17 protein-coding genes are annotated in these 17,141 nt (G+C 55.7%); 7 read left to right on the top strand and 10 right to left on the bottom strand.

From position 1 onward, the window contains the following. Positions 1 to 119: 119 nt before the first annotated feature. Entirely contained in the window at positions 120 to 1,874 is a 1,755-nt protein-coding gene (gene radD, locus AC4PCC_RS06690) for a DNA repair helicase RadD (protein WP_492126818.1), read from the bottom strand. A 234-nt stretch (positions 1,875 to 2,108) separates the two neighbouring features. On the opposite strand from radD, the gene rsuA reads away from it, so the two are divergent. From rsuA to AC4PCC_RS06705, 3 genes are all read left to right on the top strand, one after another. Beyond that, positions 2,109 to 2,816 (top strand): 16S rRNA pseudouridine(516) synthase RsuA, encoded by a 708-nt coding sequence (gene rsuA, locus AC4PCC_RS06695; protein ID WP_067708677.1) that lies wholly within the window; start codon positions 2,109 to 2,111, stop codon positions 2,814 to 2,816. A gap of 33 nt (positions 2,817 to 2,849) precedes the next feature. Then, a complete protein-coding gene (locus tag AC4PCC_RS06700; protein ID WP_156485022.1) occupies positions 2,850 to 4,049 on the top strand; it encodes a Bcr/CflA family multidrug efflux MFS transporter in 1,200 nt (399 codons plus the stop codon). Between the two features lie 269 nt (positions 4,050 to 4,318). After that, a complete protein-coding gene (locus tag AC4PCC_RS06705; RefSeq protein WP_197473350.1) occupies positions 4,319 to 4,663 on the top strand; it encodes a YejG family protein in 345 nt (114 codons plus the stop codon). Here AC4PCC_RS06705 and yejF read toward each other — a convergent pair. The 7 genes from yejF to AC4PCC_RS06740 form a co-directional block, all read right to left on the bottom strand. Next, positions 4,608 to 6,230 (bottom strand): microcin C ABC transporter ATP-binding protein YejF, encoded by a 1,623-nt coding sequence (gene yejF / locus AC4PCC_RS06710; protein WP_492126819.1) that lies wholly within the window; start codon positions 6,228 to 6,230, stop codon positions 4,608 to 4,610. The two genes, AC4PCC_RS06705 and yejF, sit on opposite strands and share 56 nt — an antisense overlap. Positions 6,231 to 6,232: 2 nt before the next feature. After that, positions 6,233 to 7,258 (bottom strand): microcin C ABC transporter permease, encoded by a 1,026-nt coding sequence (locus AC4PCC_RS06715; RefSeq protein ID WP_067708665.1) that lies wholly within the window; start codon positions 7,256 to 7,258, stop codon positions 6,233 to 6,235. Further along, the gene (locus tag AC4PCC_RS06720) at positions 7,258 to 8,349 is read right to left on the bottom strand and encodes a microcin C ABC transporter permease YejB (RefSeq protein WP_345828275.1); all 1,092 of its coding nucleotides are present in this window, start codon (positions 8,347 to 8,349) and stop codon (positions 7,258 to 7,260) included. The genes AC4PCC_RS06715 and AC4PCC_RS06720 overlap by 1 nt, the downstream gene beginning before the upstream one ends. Positions 8,350 to 8,359: 10 nt before the next feature. After that, positions 8,360 to 10,165: an extracellular solute-binding protein gene (locus AC4PCC_RS06725; protein ID WP_067708659.1), complete on the bottom strand. Its 1,806-nt coding sequence runs from the start codon at positions 10,163 to 10,165 to the stop codon at positions 8,360 to 8,362. Between the two features lie 123 nt (positions 10,166 to 10,288). Continuing rightward, a complete protein-coding gene (gene mepS / locus AC4PCC_RS06730; protein ID WP_067708656.1) occupies positions 10,289 to 10,864 on the bottom strand; it encodes a bifunctional murein DD-endopeptidase/murein LD-carboxypeptidase in 576 nt (191 codons plus the stop codon). Between the two features lie 536 nt (positions 10,865 to 11,400). Beyond that, positions 11,401 to 12,108 (bottom strand): phosphatase PAP2 family protein, encoded by a 708-nt coding sequence (locus AC4PCC_RS06735; protein WP_492126820.1) that lies wholly within the window; start codon positions 12,106 to 12,108, stop codon positions 11,401 to 11,403. Positions 12,109 to 12,151: 43 nt separating this feature from the next. Beyond that, positions 12,152 to 13,129, bottom strand: a complete 978-nt coding sequence (locus AC4PCC_RS06740) for a CobW family GTP-binding protein (RefSeq protein WP_345828270.1) — start codon at positions 13,127 to 13,129, stop codon at positions 12,152 to 12,154. A 125-nt stretch (positions 13,130 to 13,254) separates the two neighbouring features. On the opposite strand from AC4PCC_RS06740, the gene AC4PCC_RS06745 reads away from it, so the two are divergent. Continuing rightward, positions 13,255 to 13,575, top strand: a complete 321-nt coding sequence (locus AC4PCC_RS06745; protein WP_492126821.1) for a YmdA family protein — start codon at positions 13,255 to 13,257, stop codon at positions 13,573 to 13,575. 73 nt (positions 13,576 to 13,648) lie between these two features. On the opposite strand, the gene yeiP is transcribed toward AC4PCC_RS06745, so the two are convergent. After that, the gene (yeiP, locus tag AC4PCC_RS06750; RefSeq protein WP_067708645.1) at positions 13,649 to 14,221 is read right to left on the bottom strand and encodes an elongation factor P-like protein YeiP; all 573 of its coding nucleotides are present in this window, start codon (positions 14,219 to 14,221) and stop codon (positions 13,649 to 13,651) included. Between the two features lie 157 nt (positions 14,222 to 14,378). After that, a complete protein-coding gene (locus tag AC4PCC_RS06755) occupies positions 14,379 to 14,561 on the bottom strand; it encodes a hypothetical protein (protein WP_492127615.1) in 183 nt (60 codons plus the stop codon). Here AC4PCC_RS06755 and AC4PCC_RS06760 point away from each other — a divergent pair. The 3 genes from AC4PCC_RS06760 (at position 14,497) to fruK (ending at position 17,137) form a co-directional block, all read left to right on the top strand. Beyond that, positions 14,497 to 14,694 carry a proteinase inhibitor gene (locus AC4PCC_RS06760; protein WP_492127460.1) on the top strand — a complete coding sequence of 66 codons (198 nt, stop codon included), beginning with the start codon at positions 14,497 to 14,499 and terminating at the stop codon, positions 14,692 to 14,694. The two genes, AC4PCC_RS06755 and AC4PCC_RS06760, sit on opposite strands and share 65 nt — an antisense overlap. 374 nt (positions 14,695 to 15,068) lie before the next feature. After that, positions 15,069 to 16,202 (top strand): fused PTS fructose transporter subunit IIA/HPr protein, encoded by a 1,134-nt coding sequence (gene fruB / locus AC4PCC_RS06765; RefSeq protein WP_492126822.1) that lies wholly within the window; start codon positions 15,069 to 15,071, stop codon positions 16,200 to 16,202. After that, positions 16,199 to 17,137 carry a 1-phosphofructokinase gene (fruK, locus tag AC4PCC_RS06770; protein WP_492126823.1) on the top strand — a complete coding sequence of 313 codons (939 nt, stop codon included), beginning with the start codon at positions 16,199 to 16,201 and terminating at the stop codon, positions 17,135 to 17,137. The genes fruB and fruK overlap by 4 nt, the downstream gene beginning before the upstream one ends. The last annotated feature ends 4 nt before the right edge of the window (positions 17,138 to 17,141 follow it).

Below are 17,141 nucleotides of genomic sequence, written 5' to 3' on the forward strand. Positions count from 1 at the left end.
TTATCCTGCTACAGGCGACCCAGCAACAGGTTGGAGTGTTCAGCTTTCGCGAAAGCAAAAGCGGGGCGCATTATAGCCCAGGTTTCGCGCCAGCGGCAATGAATTAAACCGTCGTGGCGCTAGCGCAGCATATTGGCGCGGCGATAGCGCCCCTGGTAGTCGAATACTTTTTCCCGAATCTGCCAGAAATGGCGCTGCTTTCTCGCCACGATAAAGTCGGGCTGACGCAGCAGGGGCTGGAGGGCAACAATATCCGCTGCCGTTTTCCACACCAGCGGGATGCCGGGGGCGCGCTGGTGGGGGCGCAGGAAAATCTGCGCAAAGGCGGTACGCTGGGCAGGCGTGGAGAGCCGGAAGCGCTCGCTGACCTCGGTGGCTTCCTCATCATAATAGCGCACCTTCAGCCACTCCCCTTTTTCGTCGCTGCCGGTTTCCAGCACCATTGCCGCGCAGCGCAGAACCAGGGCGTCCTTAAGTTTGAGCGCCGCTTTTAGCATATCGTCGGCATCCACCAGCAGCGCATCACACTGATGACAGCGCCGGGCGGCAATATCGTTTTCCGCATTGCAGTGCGGACACTGCTTAAAGCGAAAGCGATAGTCGCACTGTTCACGATTGCCTTCGTCATCCTCCAGTACGCCCTGACAGCGGCGGCCAAAATGCTCAATCACGGTACCGTCCGGGGTGGTTTTACCCCAAAACGTATTGGCGAACCCGCAGGCGGGGCAAAATACCTGCACCGGCTTATTGTCACTTTTTCCTTTCGGCGAGCCCACCTCAGGCGTGAAAATATCGTGCGGGTTGCCGGCGTAATCCAGAATCAGGCAGTCGGTTTTCCCCGGGGAAAGGCGCAGGCCGCGCCCGACAATCTGCTGATAGAGGCTGACAGACTCGGTAGGGCGCAGGATGGCGATTAGATCTACGTGCGGCGCGTCAAAGCCGGTGGTCAGTACCGCCACGTTAACCAGGTAACGCAGCTGGCGCGCCTTAAAGGCGGTAATCAGCGCGTCACGTTCGGCGGCAGGCGTCCCGGCGGTGATCAGGGCCTTACCCTCCGGCAGCAGGCCCAGCACCTCTTTCGCGTGTTCAACCGTGGAGGCAAAAATCATGACACCCTGACGGTCCTGAGCAAATTCCACAATCTGCTGAACGATATGCGGCGTAATACGCTGCTGTTGTTTCAGTTCACGGTTGAGATCCGCTTCGCTAAACAGACCGTTTTCACGGGCGGTCAGGCGGCTGAAGTCGTACTGCACCACCGGCATATCCAGTCTTTCCGGCGGCACCAGAAAGCCATGCTTCACCATATAGCGCAGCGGCAGCTCATAAATACAGTCGCGAAACAGCGCCCGCTCATCGCCGCGCACCATGCCGTGGTAGTGGAACTGGTAAATCCAGCCTTTCCCCAGGCGATAGGGCGTCGCGGTCAGGCCCAGCAGTCGCAGTCGCGGGTTGCTTAAGCGCAGATGGTTCAGCACCTGCTGATACTGGCTGTCATCGGCGTCGCTGATGCGGTGGCACTCGTCGACGATCAGCAGGGTAAACTCCCCCTCAAACTGCGACAGGTTGCGGGCCACCGACTGGACGCTGCCAAAGACCACTTTGCTGCGGCTCTGTTTTTGCTGCAGCCCGGCGGAGAAGATATCGGCTTCCAGCCCGTAGGCGAGGTATTTACCGTGGTTTTGCGCCACCAGTTCCCGGACGTGCGCCAGTACCAGCACGCGTCCCCGTGCCAGCCTGGCCAGTTCGGCAATAACCAGGCTTTTACCCGCGCCGGTGGGCAGCACGATAACGGCGGGCTGATGAGAACGACGGAAGTAGCTGAGCGTGGCATCAACCGCTTCCTGCTGATAGGGGCGCAGAGTAAACGACATGGTTTTCGGAGGATCAGGGAGCAAAACCGCATTATGACATGAAAGGCCGCTTCATGCCCGTCAGCCTCTGTGCCTCGACGCTAACTCCCTATATACTGAGGCGGTATCCGGGGGCGCTGTTCAGTCTCCCCGGTGATGGGCAGAACAGTCAGGATCCACGCGTTCTCTCTCTTCAAACGCTCCGCAGTCAGGAGCGTCGGTTTTCATATCTACTAAACAGGCAGTGCAGATTTAATGCGACTTGATAAATTTTTGTCTCAGCAGCTGGAAGTCAGCCGCGCCATCGCGGGACGCGAGATACGGGCGCGTAAGGTAACGGTTGATGGGGAAGTGGTACGGGAAAGTGCGTTCAGGCTGAACCCTGAAAGCCAGGTTGAGTATGATGGCAATCCGCTACAGCAGCAGCTCGGACCGCGCTACTTCATGCTGAATAAGCCGCAGGGCTACGTCTGCTCCACTGACGATCCCGATCACCCAACGGTGCTCTATTTCCTGCATGAGCCCACCGCTTATAAGCTCCATGCGGCAGGGCGACTGGATATTGATACCACCGGCCTGGTGCTGATGACCGACGATGGCCAGTGGTCACACCGTATTACCTCGCCTCGCCATCACTGCGAAAAAACCTATCTGGTGACGCTGGAGTCGCCGCTGGCGGAGGATACGGCGGCGCAGTTTACCGCGGGTGTCCAGCTGCATAACGAAAAAGACCTGACCAAACCGGCCCGGCTGGACGTTATCGACGAACATCAGGTGCGTCTGACCATCAGTGAGGGCCGCTATCATCAGGTAAAACGGATGTTTGCAGCGGTCGGCAATCGCGTGGTGGAGCTGCACCGTGAGCGCATTGGTGCGATAGCCATGGACGAGGATCTGCAGCCGGGTGAATACCGTGCCCTGACCGAAGAAGAAATTGCCAGCGTGGGTCTGCCGACCCGTTGATCATAACCAGAAGCTTGTGTGGGGTAGATGAGGGTGCGTAAGGAAAAGAATTCGTCGCTGGGGCTGGTGGTGATCCTTGGCCTGCTGGCGATGTTAATGCCGCTGTCAATTGATATGTATTTACCTGCGCTCCCGCAAATTGCCCACGAGTTCGGGGTATCAGCGGGTAGCGTGCAGATGACGCTTAATCTGTATATCTTCGGGTTTGCTCTCGGGCAGCTGATTTACGGGCCGCTGGCGGACAGCTTTGGACGTAAACCGGTCATTGCCGTGGGGACGCTGATTTTTGCCGTCGCCGCGGCCGCCTGTGCGCTTTCCCAGTCAATCGACCAGCTGATTTTTATGCGTCTGCTGCACGGCCTGTCGGCAGCGGCGGGCAGCGTGGTGATCAGCGCGCTGATGCGGGATACCTACTCGAAGGAAGAGTTTTCCCGCATGATGTCATTCGTGATGCTGGTCACCACCATTGCACCGCTGGTGGCCCCCATCGTAGGCGGCTGGATGCTGCTGGTCTGGAGCTGGCACGCGATCTTCTGGACCATCTCGCTGGCCGCCGTGGTCACCACCGTGCTGGTTGTGACCCAGATCAAAGAGACGCTGCCGCGTGAAAAGCGACAGAAATTCCATCTGCGTACCACCCTGAGAAATTTCTTGTCGCTGTTCCGCCACAAGCGCGTATTCAGCTATATGCTGGCCAGCGGCTTCTCATTTGCCGGGCTGTTCTCATTCCTCAACGTTGGGCCCTTTGTCTATATTGAGCTGAACCACATCAGCCCGCAGGATTTCGGCTACTACTTTGCCCTGAATATCGTCTTCCTGTTTCTGATGACGCTGCTTAACAGCCGCTGCGTCCGTCGCTTTGGTCCGCTGGCAATGTTCCGTCTCGGGCTGCTGATTCAGTTCAGCATGGGCGTGTGGATGGTGGTGGTTAGCGCGTTCAATCTGGGCTTTCTGCCGCTGGTGTTTGGTGTGGCGATGTTTATTGGCTGCGTGGCGATGGTCTCCTCCAATGCCATGGCGGTCATTCTGGAAGAGTTTCCCCATATGGCAGGCACGGCGTCGTCGCTGGCGGGCACGCTGCGATTTGGCGTGGGCGCGCTGGTGGGGGCGCTGCTCTCCACGCTCTCCTTCCACTCGGCCTGGCCAATGGTGGGGTCGATCTTTATCTGCGCGACAGTCTCCGTTCTACTCTTCCTCTACGCTGCCCGACCGCGTAAAGGCGTAACGGTCTGATTGCATCCTTCCCACAGGTCAGGGGATGCTGAGTGTCGACTATGTTGCTTTAATGTGAATGTAACGCTGCTAAAATTTACCTATATGCAACAAAAATGGTTGTTATTCACGCCGTGACGCGGTAAATATAGCCTTGGAACGTGAGGCAACGCTCAAAACGACCCTGTTCAGGTGATGCTGCCCTTGCTTTATCCTGCCGTGCAATATCTACCGTTGGTGAAAAAACGGCTGTTATAGCATTGCACTCGCTGTTGAACTGGGGAGTTTAGCTGACTATGTTACAACATTCTGTCGTACACCGATTACCGCAAAGCTATCGCTGGGGCACGGGATCGTCCGAACTCAGCGTAGAGCCGCTGACGCTGAATGGCGTCGCTGGCGATGACGATCTGATTGGCCTTAGCCTGCTCAGCCACCAGGGGGAGCAGGCATGGGATATCATGCAAATGATCAAAGAGGCACTGGCGGACATCAAGCTTGAGTGCGCCGTGGTAGAGTGGGACGGACAGCCCTGCCTGTTCGTGACCCGTCATGATGAAAGCGCCACCACCTGCCGCCTTAAGAACTTTGGCGTGGGGATTGCGGAAACATGGCGAAATCACTCAGTGCTATAAGCTGCTGCGTGTAGCGTTCTTTTGGGGCGGAGAATATCGCCTCACACTCTCCCTGCTCAATCACTTCACCCTGCCGCAGCACCACCACCTGATGACAGAGCGATCTGACCACCTGTAAGTCATGGCTGATGAAAATGTAGGCCAGCTGGCGATCGCGCTGCAATTTTTTCAGCAGCGTCAGGATCTGTTTCTGAACCGACCTGTCGAGCGATGAGGTCGGCTCATCAAGGATAATCAGCTCCGGCTGTAATATCAGCGCCCGGGCGATGGCGATACGCTGGCGTTGCCCACCGGAAAACTCGGCGGGGTAGCGGTGCCGCGTCTCCGCATCCAGCCCCACCTCCTGCATCGCTGCAATCACGCGCGCCTCGCGCTGCTTTTCGCTGAGGGCAGGGTGATGAACCTGTAGCCCCTCGGCGATAATTTGCAGCACGTTTAGCCGGGGATTGAGTGAAGAGTTGGGATCCTGGAATACGACCTGGATTTTTGGCCGCACCGGCAGCATCTTTCGCCGATCCCACTGGTGCAGCGGCTGATTGCGATACCAGATCTCACCCTGTGACGAAATAAGCCGCAGCAGCGCCAGCCCGGTGGTACTTTTGCCCGAGCCGGACTCTCCCACCAGCCCCAGACTTTCCCCGGGGCGAAGTACAAAACTGAGCGAACGTAGCGCGTGATGGTAACCGGTGACCCGGCGCATCAGGCCCTGTTTGATCGGAAAGGCAACCTGAAGCTGACTGACGCGAAGCAGCGGGTCGGCGTGGCTGTCTGCCGGTTCGGGTCTGCCTTCCGGCTCAGCATTAAGCAGCGTTTGCGTATAAGGATGTTGGGGCGAGTCGAATAGCCGTCGGGTTGTATTGCTCTCCACGCCCTTGCCGTTGTGCATCACCGTGACGTTATCCGCCAGCTGTCGCACAATATTCAGGTTGTGCGTGATAAACAGCAGCCCCATATTCAGCTCCTGCTTTAGCTCGTTCAGCAGAGTCAGGATCTGCGCCTGGACCGAGACGTCCAGCGCCGTCGTTGGCTCATCGGCGATCAGCAGTTCGGGACGGGTCAGCAGCGCCATGGCGATCATGATGCGCTGACGCTCGCCTCCAGAGAGCTGATGCGGGAAATCTTTCAGCCGCCGGGCGGCGTCGCGAATCCCTACGCGGTCCAGGCAGGTCAGCATTTCGGCACGCGCCGCCTCTCTGCGCATCGCGCGATGCAGCGAAAGTACCTCATACAGCTGTTTTTCAACGGTGTGCAGCGGGTTGAGCGACACCATCGGCTCCTGAAAAATCATTGCCATGCGGTTGCCGCGCAGGCCGCGTAGCGTGCGCTCGTCGGCGGTCAGTACGTTCTGCCCGGCAAAATGTATTTCACCCTGCTGATAAACCACCGGCGGTGACGGGAGCAGGCGCATAATTGACAGGGCGGTGACGCTTTTCCCCGAGCCGGACTCTCCCACCAGGGCGCGCGTTTCACCCGCCTCCACGGAGAGCGACAGGCTGTCCACCACCCGCCTTTCGACCCCGGAGGCGCGGAAGGCGATGCTTAAGTCTTTCACAATAAGCAGGGACATACTCAGTGCACCTTACTGGGGTCGAAGGCGTCACGAACCGCCTCGCCGATAAAAATAAGCAGCGACAGCAGGATCGCCAGCGAGAAGAAGGCCGCAATCCCCAGCCACGGAGCCTGAAGGTTGTTTTTCCCCTGCAGGAGCAGCTCCCCCAGTGAGGGAGAGCCCAGCGGCAGGCCAAAGCCGAGAAAGTCGAGCGAGGTCAGCGTGGTTATCGATCCGCACAGAATAAACGGCAGCCAGGTGAGCGTCGCGACCATGGCATTCGGTAGCATATGGCGTGACATAATGTGCCGGTCGCTGACGCCCAGCGCCTGCGCCGCACGAATATAGTCAAAATTGCGCGCGCGCAGGAATTCGGCGCGCACCACGCCGACCAGCTGCATCCAGCCAAACATCACGGTTATTCCCAGCAGCCACCAGAATCCCGGCTGGATGATGCTGGAGAGCAAAATAATCAGAAACAGCGTGGGCATACCGGACCAGACTTCAATAAAGCGCTGGCCCCATAAATCCACTCTTCCGCCGTAGTACCCCTGTAGCGCGCCTGCGATGATGCCCATCACGCTGGAGATAAGCGTCAGCGTCAGCCCAAACAGCAGGGAAATGCGTGTGCCATAGAGGATCCTTGCCAGCACATCCCCGCCGTTGGCGTCGGTGCCCAGCCAGTTCTGCGCGGAGGGGGGCGAGGGGAAAGGGACGCGGGTGGCGAAGTTGATGGTGTTATCACTAAAACGGATCGGCGCCCAAACGGCCCAGCCGTGCTGGCTCAGGCGCGACTTAAGCCAGGGATCCTGATAATCCGCCGCGGTTGCCAGCGGGCCGCCAAAATCGGCTTCGGTATAATTCACCAGCAGGGGAAAATAAGTCTGCTGCTGGTAGCGGACAATCAGCGGCTTATCGTTTGCCAGCAGGTTAGCGCCCAGGCAGAGGATAAACAGCGCGATGAAAATCCACAGCGACCAGTAACCGCGTCGGTTATGGCAAAAACGCGCCCAGCGTGCCTGATTAACCGGGTTCAACCTTTTCATTAGCGCCCCTCAAAATCAATGCGTGGATCAACCAGCGTATAGGTGATATCGCTAAGGATATTCAACAGCAGGCCGATCAGCGTAAAGATGTAGAGCGTGCCAAACATCACCGGATAGTCACGCTGCAGGGTCGCTTCATAGCCCAGCAGGCCGAGTCCATTGAGGGAGAACATCACTTCAATCAGCAGCGATCCGGTAAAAAACATGCTGATAAAGGTGGCGGGAAACCCGGCGATAACCAGCAGCATGGCGTTGCGAAAGACGTGACGATAAAGGATTTTTTTCTCATCCAGCCCCTTCGCTCTGGCGGTTACCACATACTGTTTACGAATTTCATCGGTAAAAGCATTTTTGGTGAGCATCGTCAGGGTGGCAAAGCCGCCGATAACGGTGGCAAGTACCGGCAGCGTAATGTGCCACAGATAATCGGTAATTTTACCATACCAGGGGAGCGCGTCGAACCGGGCAGAAACCAGCCCGCGCAGGGGAAACCAGTCCAGGTAGCTGCCGCCCGCGAACAGCACAATCATCACGATGCCAAACAGAAATGACGGGATAGCATAGCCCGCAATGATCAGCGTACTGCTCCAGGTATCGAAGGCGCTACCGTTACGTACCGCCTTGTTGATGCCGAGCGGGATAGAAACCAGATAGATAATCAGCGTGCTCCACAGCCCCAGCGTCACCGAAACGGGCAGGCTCTGTTTAATGAGCTGAATAACCGAACTGCTGCGAAACAGGCTGTCGCCAAAGTCAAAGCGCGCGTAGTGCCACAGCATGTCGAAATAGCGCTGATACAGGGGCTTATCGAAGCCGTAGCGGCGGGTTATTTCGGCGATCACTTCCGGGTCCAGTCCCCGGGAACCGCGATACTGGCTGTCGCCGGGCATCGAATTCGGCGTGCCGCGCGCATGGCTGTCGGAAGCACCGCCCCCGCCTGGTAGTCCGGTGCTCTGACCGAACTCGATATTGGCCAGCGCCTGGTCAACCGGACCACCGGGTGCAATCTGCACAATAAAAAAGTTGATGGTAATAATCGCCCACAGCGTGGGGATGACCAGCAGCAGCCGGCGTAGCAGATAGGCACCCACTCTTTGCTCCTTAACGACGCTGTGCCGGCAGCTGCGCGGCTTTGTTGACATCATACCACCAGCTGTCAAAGCCCAGTGACCAGGCAGGGCGGATCGCCGGCATTGAGAACTTATTCCACCAGGCATAGCGATCGCGGGCGTTATACCACATCGGGATCATGTAATCATTCCACAGCAGGACGCGGTCCAGCGATCTTGCCAGCGGCAGCAGCGCGTTTTTATCCCCCTGGTGCTGAATGATCTGCTTTATCAGCGCATCAACTACCGGGCTGGCGACGCCCGGGGCATTATAGCTGGAGGCGAGATACGCCGAATCCCAGACCAGCCGCAGTGAGGGATCGGGGATGGGGAAAGCAAAGTAGCTGATGGGGCGCATATCATAATCACGACTGCGCGCACGGGCCAGATACTGTGAGCTGTCGACCTGGCGAAGGGTAAGCTGGATACCGAGCCGTGACAGCGCGTGCTGGAAGGGGAGTACCCACTGATTATTCTCCCCGCTGCGCAGCAGCAGTTCAAAGCTGAATGTCTTCCCCGTCTGCTGATTGGTTAGCTTCTGGTTTTTTATCTCCCAGCCTGCCTGTTTAAGCAGGGCCAGCGCCCTGAGAAGATTATCGCGGTCATACCCGCTACCGTCAGTATGGGGAGGGTGATAAATTTGCGTGAATACTTCATCGGGGATTTCTCCCTTAAAGGGCGCAAGGATCTCCAGCTCTTTTGCATCGGGATAATGCCGCGCGGCATATTCGGTATTCTGGAAATAACTGTCGGTTCGACGGTACGCATTATAGAACAGCGCCTTATTCATCCATTCGAAATCGAATACCAGCGAAATGGCCTCGCGCACGCGGCGATCCTTAAACAGCGGCTTTTGCACATTAAAGGCCAGCCAGCGGGTATCCGTGGCGGCGGTGTTGGGCTGTTCATCCTTAATAATCAGATGGCGGTCAAAGTTGCTGCCGCGATATTGTGTGGCCCAGCTTTTAGCCGAGCTCTCGGCGCGGAAATCGAACGCGCCCGCCTTAAAGGCTTCAAAGGCAACGTTATCGTCAAGATAATAGTCGTAGCGGATCGTATCGAAATTGAAGCGACCCTTATTCACCGGCAGATTTGCCGCCCAGTAATCCTTCACGCGCGACCAGGTAACAGACTGTCCGACTTTCCAGGCGGTTATCCGGTAGGGACCGCTGCCCGGAGGTGGAGTGCGAAGCGGTTCATCCAGTCGGTGATGCTGCCAGAATTTTTCCGGGAATACCGGCAGCGACAGCAGCGACAGTACCCGATCTTTATCACCCACAGGCAGGTCAAACCGCACGGTCAGCGCGGAAATAGGCCGGGCAGTCACACCCTTATTCGCCACCCGAAACTGCGGTACGCCTTCCGTCATAAATTTGTTAAAGGTGAAGGCCACGTCGCGGGCGGTGATGGGGCTGCCGTCATGAAAGCGAGCCAGGGGATTCAGGGAAACTTCCACCCAGCGATAATCATCAGGATAACGCGCAAACTCGGCAATCAGGGGATAATAGCTGGCGGCTTCATCCTCTGATGAGGTAAACAGCCGGTCATACAGCGTGTCAGTGCCCGCCGCAGGATTGCCGCGTGAGGCAAAGCGATTAAAGTTATCATAGGTGCCCACCGCCGAAAGCGTAATATTACCGCCCCTGGGCGCGGCGGGATTGGCATAATCGTAGTGGGAGAAATCGACGGCATATTTAGGCTCGCCGAGCTGTGCAAACGCGTAACTCTCATTAATATTCTCAGCCTGGGCCGTGGTCACCATGCAGCTGAAAAGTATAAAAGCAAAGCGCAATATCATAAAGTTACTTAGCTCCCACCGTTAATGCCAACATCCCGTTATCACGCCTGGCAGCAGGCAAAAAAAAACGCTGCTGCGGCAGCGTTTTCTCTCTCGTTTTTCGCAGACTTCAGGGGATCGAAATCAGCTTTGCGTTCGGGTCAGAACGCGCCGTGCCTCATGATAGCGATGCTTCCAGTAGTTGTCGTTCAGATTCGAGATCATCACGCCGCTGCTGGTTGAGGCATGGACAAAGTTATCGTTACCCAGATAAATGCCGACGTGGCGACCGGTTGAACCGGCGCGGAACAGCACTAAATCACCGGGGCGCAGCTTTGTACGCTGAATGCTTTTCCCTGTGTCTTCCTGCTCGTAGGTGGAGCGCGGCAGATCGAGACCAAACTGCTCACGGAAGGTGGTTTGTACAAATGCAGAGCAATCAATGCCGCGTTTGCTGGTGCCGCCCAGGCGATAACGAACGCCTTTCCAGACCGCATACTGGTCCATCAGTCGGGATTTAATATCCACGTTCTGAACCATTTTTTCGAATTCATCCTGAGACGCTTGAAGTAAAAAGCCGTCCTGGCTCTTAACTGCATGAGTATCAGTTTGTGCATTGTTGCTGCTGTTGGTCGAACTACAGGCTGACAGTAACGTCGCTAAGGCGACAGCAGGTAAAACCCGCCAGATATATCTCAGCATCGGTTGAGACTTGACCATTATGTTTGTGATCCCTTGAAGTCCTTAACGACGAAGTCGTCAGATATTACGAAACGGAACGAGATTAATTAGCGCACAGGGGTAAGACAATTCCTGAACCTCTAAAATGTGCCAGAGAGCACAGTTAAAAGTGTAAATTAAGGAAATATCTTACAGCGTTGGCCTAATCGAAAATGAGATTAACCGATTACAGACGGCATGGCGAGGGGTTTTAGCGTCTTTTTTATAGGTTTTAATGATGTGAAACATAAGAATATTAAAATGGCCGTTTTATCGGCAAATGTGCAGGAATCATGAGGGTAAAGAAGATATTCAGATGTTAAAGAGGGGCATGATGCAGAACGTAGTTAAATGTCGGTCTGAAAGCATTTTTTATGGCATAAACTGCTGCCAGGGCAGCACCCTCGTCGTTCTTTGTTCAGTTATTTCCGGCGAAGCGTTTATGTCTGTGAGCGAAGAAGGGTATTAAGCAGCACCGTAATAAATGAGATAAGCATTACGATGCTGCCTGCCGCAAAGCATTAACAGACTACTATTTACTTAGCGGGCTTATATTTTCCAGGTAAATAGCGATTAACCACATTGACCAGATAGTCGCTGGCCGGGGTTATTAACAGCCAGCTCATGCCGACCAGCACAATTGAAAGCGAACCCACCACCACGTCAGTAAACCAGTGTGCCCCAATCATTATGCGGGGAGAGGCAAAAATCAGTACTATCGCTACCGCGATTAAAAAGGCGCGGCGAGTGAAATAGCGCAGCATAAAGCAGGCGAAAATCATCAGCATCATGCCGTGATCGCCGGGGAAGCTGTCCGCTGACGCATCTTTAGTCGGTATGCCGGTCAGGCGCGTGACATGATTAACGTCCGGGAAGAATTTAGTGGGGCTGGGGTGCGAAACCGGGATCAGATGGCCGAGCTGGTTAAGCACGACGGCAGCCAGCAGCATAGTAATACCGATGGCCAGCATGCGACGGCGGCCCTGAGGGGTTTCATGCAGCCAGATGCTCAGGTAAAGCGCACCCATTGCTAACAGCGAGACGCCATCAAAAGCGCGATAGTTGGTAATGGCCACGAACCACAGCAGGGGTTTGCTGGTGACCAGTCTTTCATTGAACCAGTAGAAAATGCTTTTATCAATGTCAAACCAGAAACCGTGATGGGCGGGCAGATACCACGAGAAAAATAGCGCCAGGCCAAGTGCATTAAGCACCAGGATAGAAAGTAAGCGTTTAGCAGTCATTTCGTCTTAAGGTTAAATTAAGAAATCGTAACGGCGTAGATTATTACACGAAAGTTAAACGAAGTTGCAACAAAGATGTTTGTAACGCGTTCCAGTCCGCTTCCGCTTCATGGATGACCTCAATGCGGCTGTCAGGTGGCGAAGACTGGCGGGTCTCGATATGAAAGTCGTCACCCTGACGATTAACGCTAACCAACCCTTCCTGGATGCGCATCACACCTTTAACCCGCGTGACCGGAGAGAGGCGTACCCATTCAAGCAGGCCGACGGTATCAAAAACCGTATCGCTATCGAATACCCAGCCGCAGGCGAAATACCCCTGGCCCTGATTTAGCGAACGGCGCCACCGTGCATCAGGCTTTAGTGTTAGTGCGGCAAGGCCCGAAGCGGGCTGGCCATGATGATGGGCTGGCCGAGGAAGCGTCTGCTGGTTTTTACGCGGCTGGCGCAAAAGCTGCGCATCAATTCTGCCAAAGGAGGCGGTGATGACCGGACGGCTCAGTGGATCCTGCTGTTGCCATTCGTGCAGTGCCTGCCGGTCGGCATCAAGCCAGCGATCTTCCTTATTCGCGACGATAATATCGGCCGCCGCCAGCTGATCGCGGAAATTCTCGTTTTCAACGGTGCGCCTGTCGCTCAGCTGGCGCGGATCCAGCAGGCATAATGAGGCATCCAGCGTGAGCCAGGGGCGGTAAACATCCGCCGAGAGCATATCAAGGATCTGTTTGGGGTGCCCGAGGCCAGTGGGTTCGATCAGCAGGCGATCGGGCTGGGCCTGCTTAAGCAGCATATTCAGCCCAACCTGCATCGGCAGGCCGTTCACGCAGCACATGCAGCCGCCGGGGATCTCTTTCAGGATAGCGCCACTCTCTGCCAGCAGGGCCCCATCAATACCCACTTCGCCAAACTCATTAACCAGTATCGCCCATTTTTCGTCTGCCGGTTTTTGAGAAAGAAGATGCTGGAGGGTGGTGGTTTTGCCGCTGCCCAGAAATCCGGTGATTAAATTAACTCGTGCCATCTTTTCCTCTCTCTGCGCATTCAGCTAAAGGTGAATTAATCTTCTGCTCACCGATGCCGATAATTAACTTACCTGCCCACCAACGACTATCTTCAAAGTGCCAGCAGTTAATCGACGAGGTAACTATGAATGGCGTAAAAATTGCAGTGCAAATGACTGTGGTCAGTCTGCTCATCCCGCTATGGACGGAAACCGCTCTGGCAGGAGAGTCACAGGCCAGTGCAGGCTCTGGCACCCTTACCTTTCAGGGGGCGATTGTGTCGCCCGGCTGCGAAATCGACCAGCAGTCCGACTTGATCAGAACATCCTGTTTTAAGCAGGGTAAAACCCAGGTCTACATCACGCCTCCTGATGCGCAGGCGCTGCCTGCTGAGCTGGGGCAAACGCAGGTGAAATGGCTCGATGCACAGCACAAAATGGGGATTATGACCGTCAACTACAATTAGCACGCCCGACAATTGTTATAATATAACAAATTCGGCCGCGCGCAAGGACGTTGCCGAATTTATCACGTAGTGATTAGTCCGCACGGCTCATATAGCGGCGCTCGGGAATATGAATGCGTATTTTATCGCCGCTGCTCAGATATTCAGGAACCTGAATAACCAGGCCGGTTATCATGGTAGCTGGCTTTGTTCTGGCGCTGGCAGAGGCGCCCTTAATACCCGGCGTGGTTTCCACGATTTCCATATCAACGGTTTGCGGCAGCTCGAGCGCCAGAATCTGGCCGTCCATGGTCAGGACCTGAATACCCGGGATCCCGCCCTCGGGCAGGAACAGCAGTTCCTCTTCAATCTGCTCTTTTTTAAAGATATAGGGCGTGTAGTCCTCGTCATCCATAAAGACATACTCGTCCCCATCAATGTAGGAGAAGGTCACCTGACGTCGACTCAGAGAGATGGTGTCAATAATGTCATCGCCCTTGAAGCGCTCTTCCACTTTCATACCGGTACGGATATCGGTAAAACGCATTTTATACAGCGTCGATGCCCCGCGTGCGCTCGGGCTCTGAACGTCAATATCCTTCACTAACAGCAGCTTGCCGTTGAAACTTACGGCCATACCTTTTTTAATTTCGTTCGCTCTTGGCATATAAAAATCTCAGTAAAAAGGGCCAGGGAAAATTCTCGCGACAACTTACTCTTGCGCAAGGATTCAGGCAAGTGCTGAACGGCAGTCATGCAGGACACTTTTCTCAGAATGTCATTAAAGAATAGTATTCACTCAGGCCGCCTGCTATGTTCACGTTTTAAACGCCTGCCGCGCTACCTGACGCTCCGTTACCGTTGATTTTTCCCCGAGGTCTTTTGATGGAATGTCGTACCGACTGCGGAGCGTGCTGCATAGCCCCTTCGATCTCCAGCCCCATTCCCGGCATGCCGCAGGGGAAGCCCGCGAACACGCGCTGTATCCAGCTTGCTGATAATTTCATGTGTAAGATCTTCACTTCGCCCCTGCGCCCCAGCGTTTGCGGCAGCTTAAAGGCGAGGTCAGATATGTGTTTCACCCATCGGGACGAAGCCCTGACCTGGCTTATTCAGCTTGAAGCTGAAACGGCACCTTAACCTTTATTGCGTTCTCTGCCGCTCCACCTTGTTGCAAACCCCGGATGCGATATGCAAAAGACAGGGTGTGGATCCCTCCCTGGCGGCGGCCCCCCGCATTCTGCGATTTTCCCGGCGCGAGAGGTGTCAGCTTAGCTTCAGCTGACTTGCTCCCCGAGAACGCTTTCGGCCCGATAATTCCAGAAAGAAGCGATAAAATGTGCGTGGCATCAAAAAATCGTTACCCAACCAGCGGTAAAACTTGCATCGCCGAGGCGAAGAAGAACACACTGATTGAAACGTTTCAGCGTTGTCCGTTCAGCGTGTTAGACCAGAGAGCGTACGCGTTTTCATAAATTAGCTGAAACGATTCAATCTAAGCAGCGAGGAGAATTATGTTCCAGCTTGAACTGTCCGCTATTCATCCCGGCGCGACTGCCGAAAACAAAGAGGATGCCATTCGTCAGGTTGCTGCCGCACTTACTCGTGCGGGCAACGTGGGAGAAGGTTACGTTGACGGTATGCTCGCCCGGGAGCAGCAGACCTCAACCTATCTGGGTAACGGTATTGCTATCCCTCACGGCACCACGGATACCCGCGATCTGGTGTTGCAAACGGGCGTCCAGGTGTATCAGTTTCCGCAGGGTATCGCCTGGGGCGAGGATCAGACCGCCTGGGTGGTAATTGGTATCGCGGCAAAGTCTGATGAACATCTCGCGCTGCTGCGTCAGCTGACCCACGTTCTCAGCGATGACAGCGTGGCTGAGCAGCTAAGAAGTGCCGATTCAGCCGAAACGCTGCGTAGCCTGCTGATGGGCGAAAAGCTGGCAGGGGAATTTAAGTTTGATACTTCGCTGATTACTACCGACGTTGCCACCGGCGATCTGATGACGCTTCAGGCGCTTAACGCGGGCCGCTTACAGCAGGCGGGAGCAGTCGATGCGACCTTTGTTAGCCGTGTCATCGCCTCCCGCCCGCTTAACCTGGGACAGGGCGTCTGGCTGAGTGACAGCACCGAGGGCAATCTTGCCAGCGCGGTCGCCGTCAGTCGCAGCGCCACGCCCTTTGAGGTTGACGGTGAGAAAGCGGCGCTGCTGGTGACCGTGGCGGTCAACGATGACAGCCCGCTAAATGTGCTGAACTACCTCAGTGACCTGCTGATGAGCCAGAAAGCCGATCGCCTGTTGAGTGCCGATGCAGCGGGTATTCTTGCGCTACTAACCAGTGAAGTCTCGGAACAGGCGGATGTGCTGACGGAAGAGTTCACCATTCGCAACGAACATGGATTGCATGCCCGTCCCGGCACCGCGCTGGTCACGGTGATCAAACAGTTTAATTGCGACGTCACCGTGACGAATCTCGACGGAAGCGGCAAGCCGGCCAATGGCCGGAGCCTGATGAAAGTTGTGGCATTGGGGGTGAAGAAAGGCCACCGGCTGCGTTTTACCGCCAGCGGGGAAGATGCACCACAGGCAATTAAGGCCATTGGTGAGGCAATTTCTGGCGGTCTTGGCGAGGGGGCATCATGAGCAGGCGCGTCGCTACTATCACCCTGAACCCGGCTTACGATTTGGTGGGTTATACGCCTGAAATCGAACGGGGCGAGGTAAACCTGGTAAAAACCACCGGTCTGCATGCGGCGGGTAAAGGGATAAACGTTGCTAAGGTGCTGAAGGACCTGGGGATCGATGTCACCGTTGGTGGCTTCCTGGGTAAAGAGAATCAGGATGGCTTTCAGCATCTGTTCAGCGAACTGGGTATTGCTAATCGCTTTCAGGTGGTCGAAGGCCGTACCCGTATCAACGTTAAGCTCACTGAGAAAGGCGGAGACGTAACGGACCTCAACTTTTCGGGGTTTGAGGTTACGGGGCAGGACTGGGAGCGTTTTACGACCGACTCACTCACGTGGCTGGGCCAGTTTGATATGGTCTGCGTCAGCGGTAGCCTGCCGGCCGGCGTCGATCCGGATGCGTTTACCGACTGGATGCGTGCGCTGCGTACCCACTGCCCCTGCATTATTTTCGACAGCAGCCGTGAAGCGCTGGTAGCGGGCCTTAAAGCTGCGCCCTGGCTGGTGAAGCCAAACCGACGCGAACTGGAGATTTGGGCCGGACGCAAACTTCCGACGTTAAAGGATGTAATAGAAGCGGCACATGCCCTGCGCGAACAGGGTATTGCTCACGTGGTGATCTCACTGGGTGCGGAAGGCGCACTGTGGGTAAATGCTTCAGGTGAATGGATTGCCAAACCGCCCGCGTGTGAAGTGGTAAGCACCGTGGGTGCCGGGGATTCAATGGTTGGTGGGCTGATTTATGGCCTGCTGATGCGCGAATCCAGCGAGCATACGCTTCGACTGGCTACGGCCGTGGCGGCCCTGGCCGTCAGTCAGAGCAACGTTGGCATTACCGATCGTACCCAGCTGGCCGCAATGATGGCGCGCGTCAAGCTGGAACCATTTAACTGACAGC

Source organism: Erwinia sp. L03-1, assembly GCF_058686115.1.

What these genes read in the sequence shown, in the direction of transcription:
- radD (WP_492126818.1), bottom strand. Translation starts at nt 1,874, where the DNA reads ATGTCGTTTACTCTGCGCCCCTATCAGCAGGAAGCGGTTGATGCCACG.
- rsuA (WP_067708677.1), top strand. Translation starts at nt 2,109, where the DNA reads ATGCGACTTGATAAATTTTTGTCTCAGCAGCTGGAAGTCAGCCGCGCC.
- yejF (WP_492126819.1), bottom strand. Translation starts at nt 6,230, where the DNA reads ATGTCCCTGCTTATTGTGAAAGACTTAAGCATCGCCTTCCGCGCCTCC.
- AC4PCC_RS06715 (WP_067708665.1), bottom strand. Translation starts at nt 7,258, where the DNA reads ATGAAAAGGTTGAACCCGGTTAATCAGGCACGCTGGGCGCGTTTTTGC.
- AC4PCC_RS06725 (WP_067708659.1), bottom strand. Translation starts at nt 10,165, where the DNA reads ATGATATTGCGCTTTGCTTTTATACTTTTCAGCTGCATGGTGACCACG.
- mepS (WP_067708656.1), bottom strand. Translation starts at nt 10,864, where the DNA reads ATGGTCAAGTCTCAACCGATGCTGAGATATATCTGGCGGGTTTTACCT.
- AC4PCC_RS06735 (WP_492126820.1), bottom strand. Translation starts at nt 12,108, where the DNA reads ATGACTGCTAAACGCTTACTTTCTATCCTGGTGCTTAATGCACTTGGC.
- AC4PCC_RS06740 (WP_345828270.1), bottom strand. Translation starts at nt 13,129, where the DNA reads ATGGCACGAGTTAATTTAATCACCGGATTTCTGGGCAGCGGCAAAACC.
- AC4PCC_RS06745 (WP_492126821.1), top strand. Translation starts at nt 13,255, where the DNA reads ATGAATGGCGTAAAAATTGCAGTGCAAATGACTGTGGTCAGTCTGCTC.
- yeiP (WP_067708645.1), bottom strand. Translation starts at nt 14,221, where the DNA reads ATGCCAAGAGCGAACGAAATTAAAAAAGGTATGGCCGTAAGTTTCAAC.
- AC4PCC_RS06755 (WP_492127615.1), bottom strand. Translation starts at nt 14,561, where the DNA reads ATGAAATTATCAGCAAGCTGGATACAGCGCGTGTTCGCGGGCTTCCCC.
- fruB (WP_492126822.1), top strand. Translation starts at nt 15,069, where the DNA reads ATGTTCCAGCTTGAACTGTCCGCTATTCATCCCGGCGCGACTGCCGAA.
- fruK (WP_492126823.1), top strand. Translation starts at nt 16,199, where the DNA reads ATGAGCAGGCGCGTCGCTACTATCACCCTGAACCCGGCTTACGATTTG.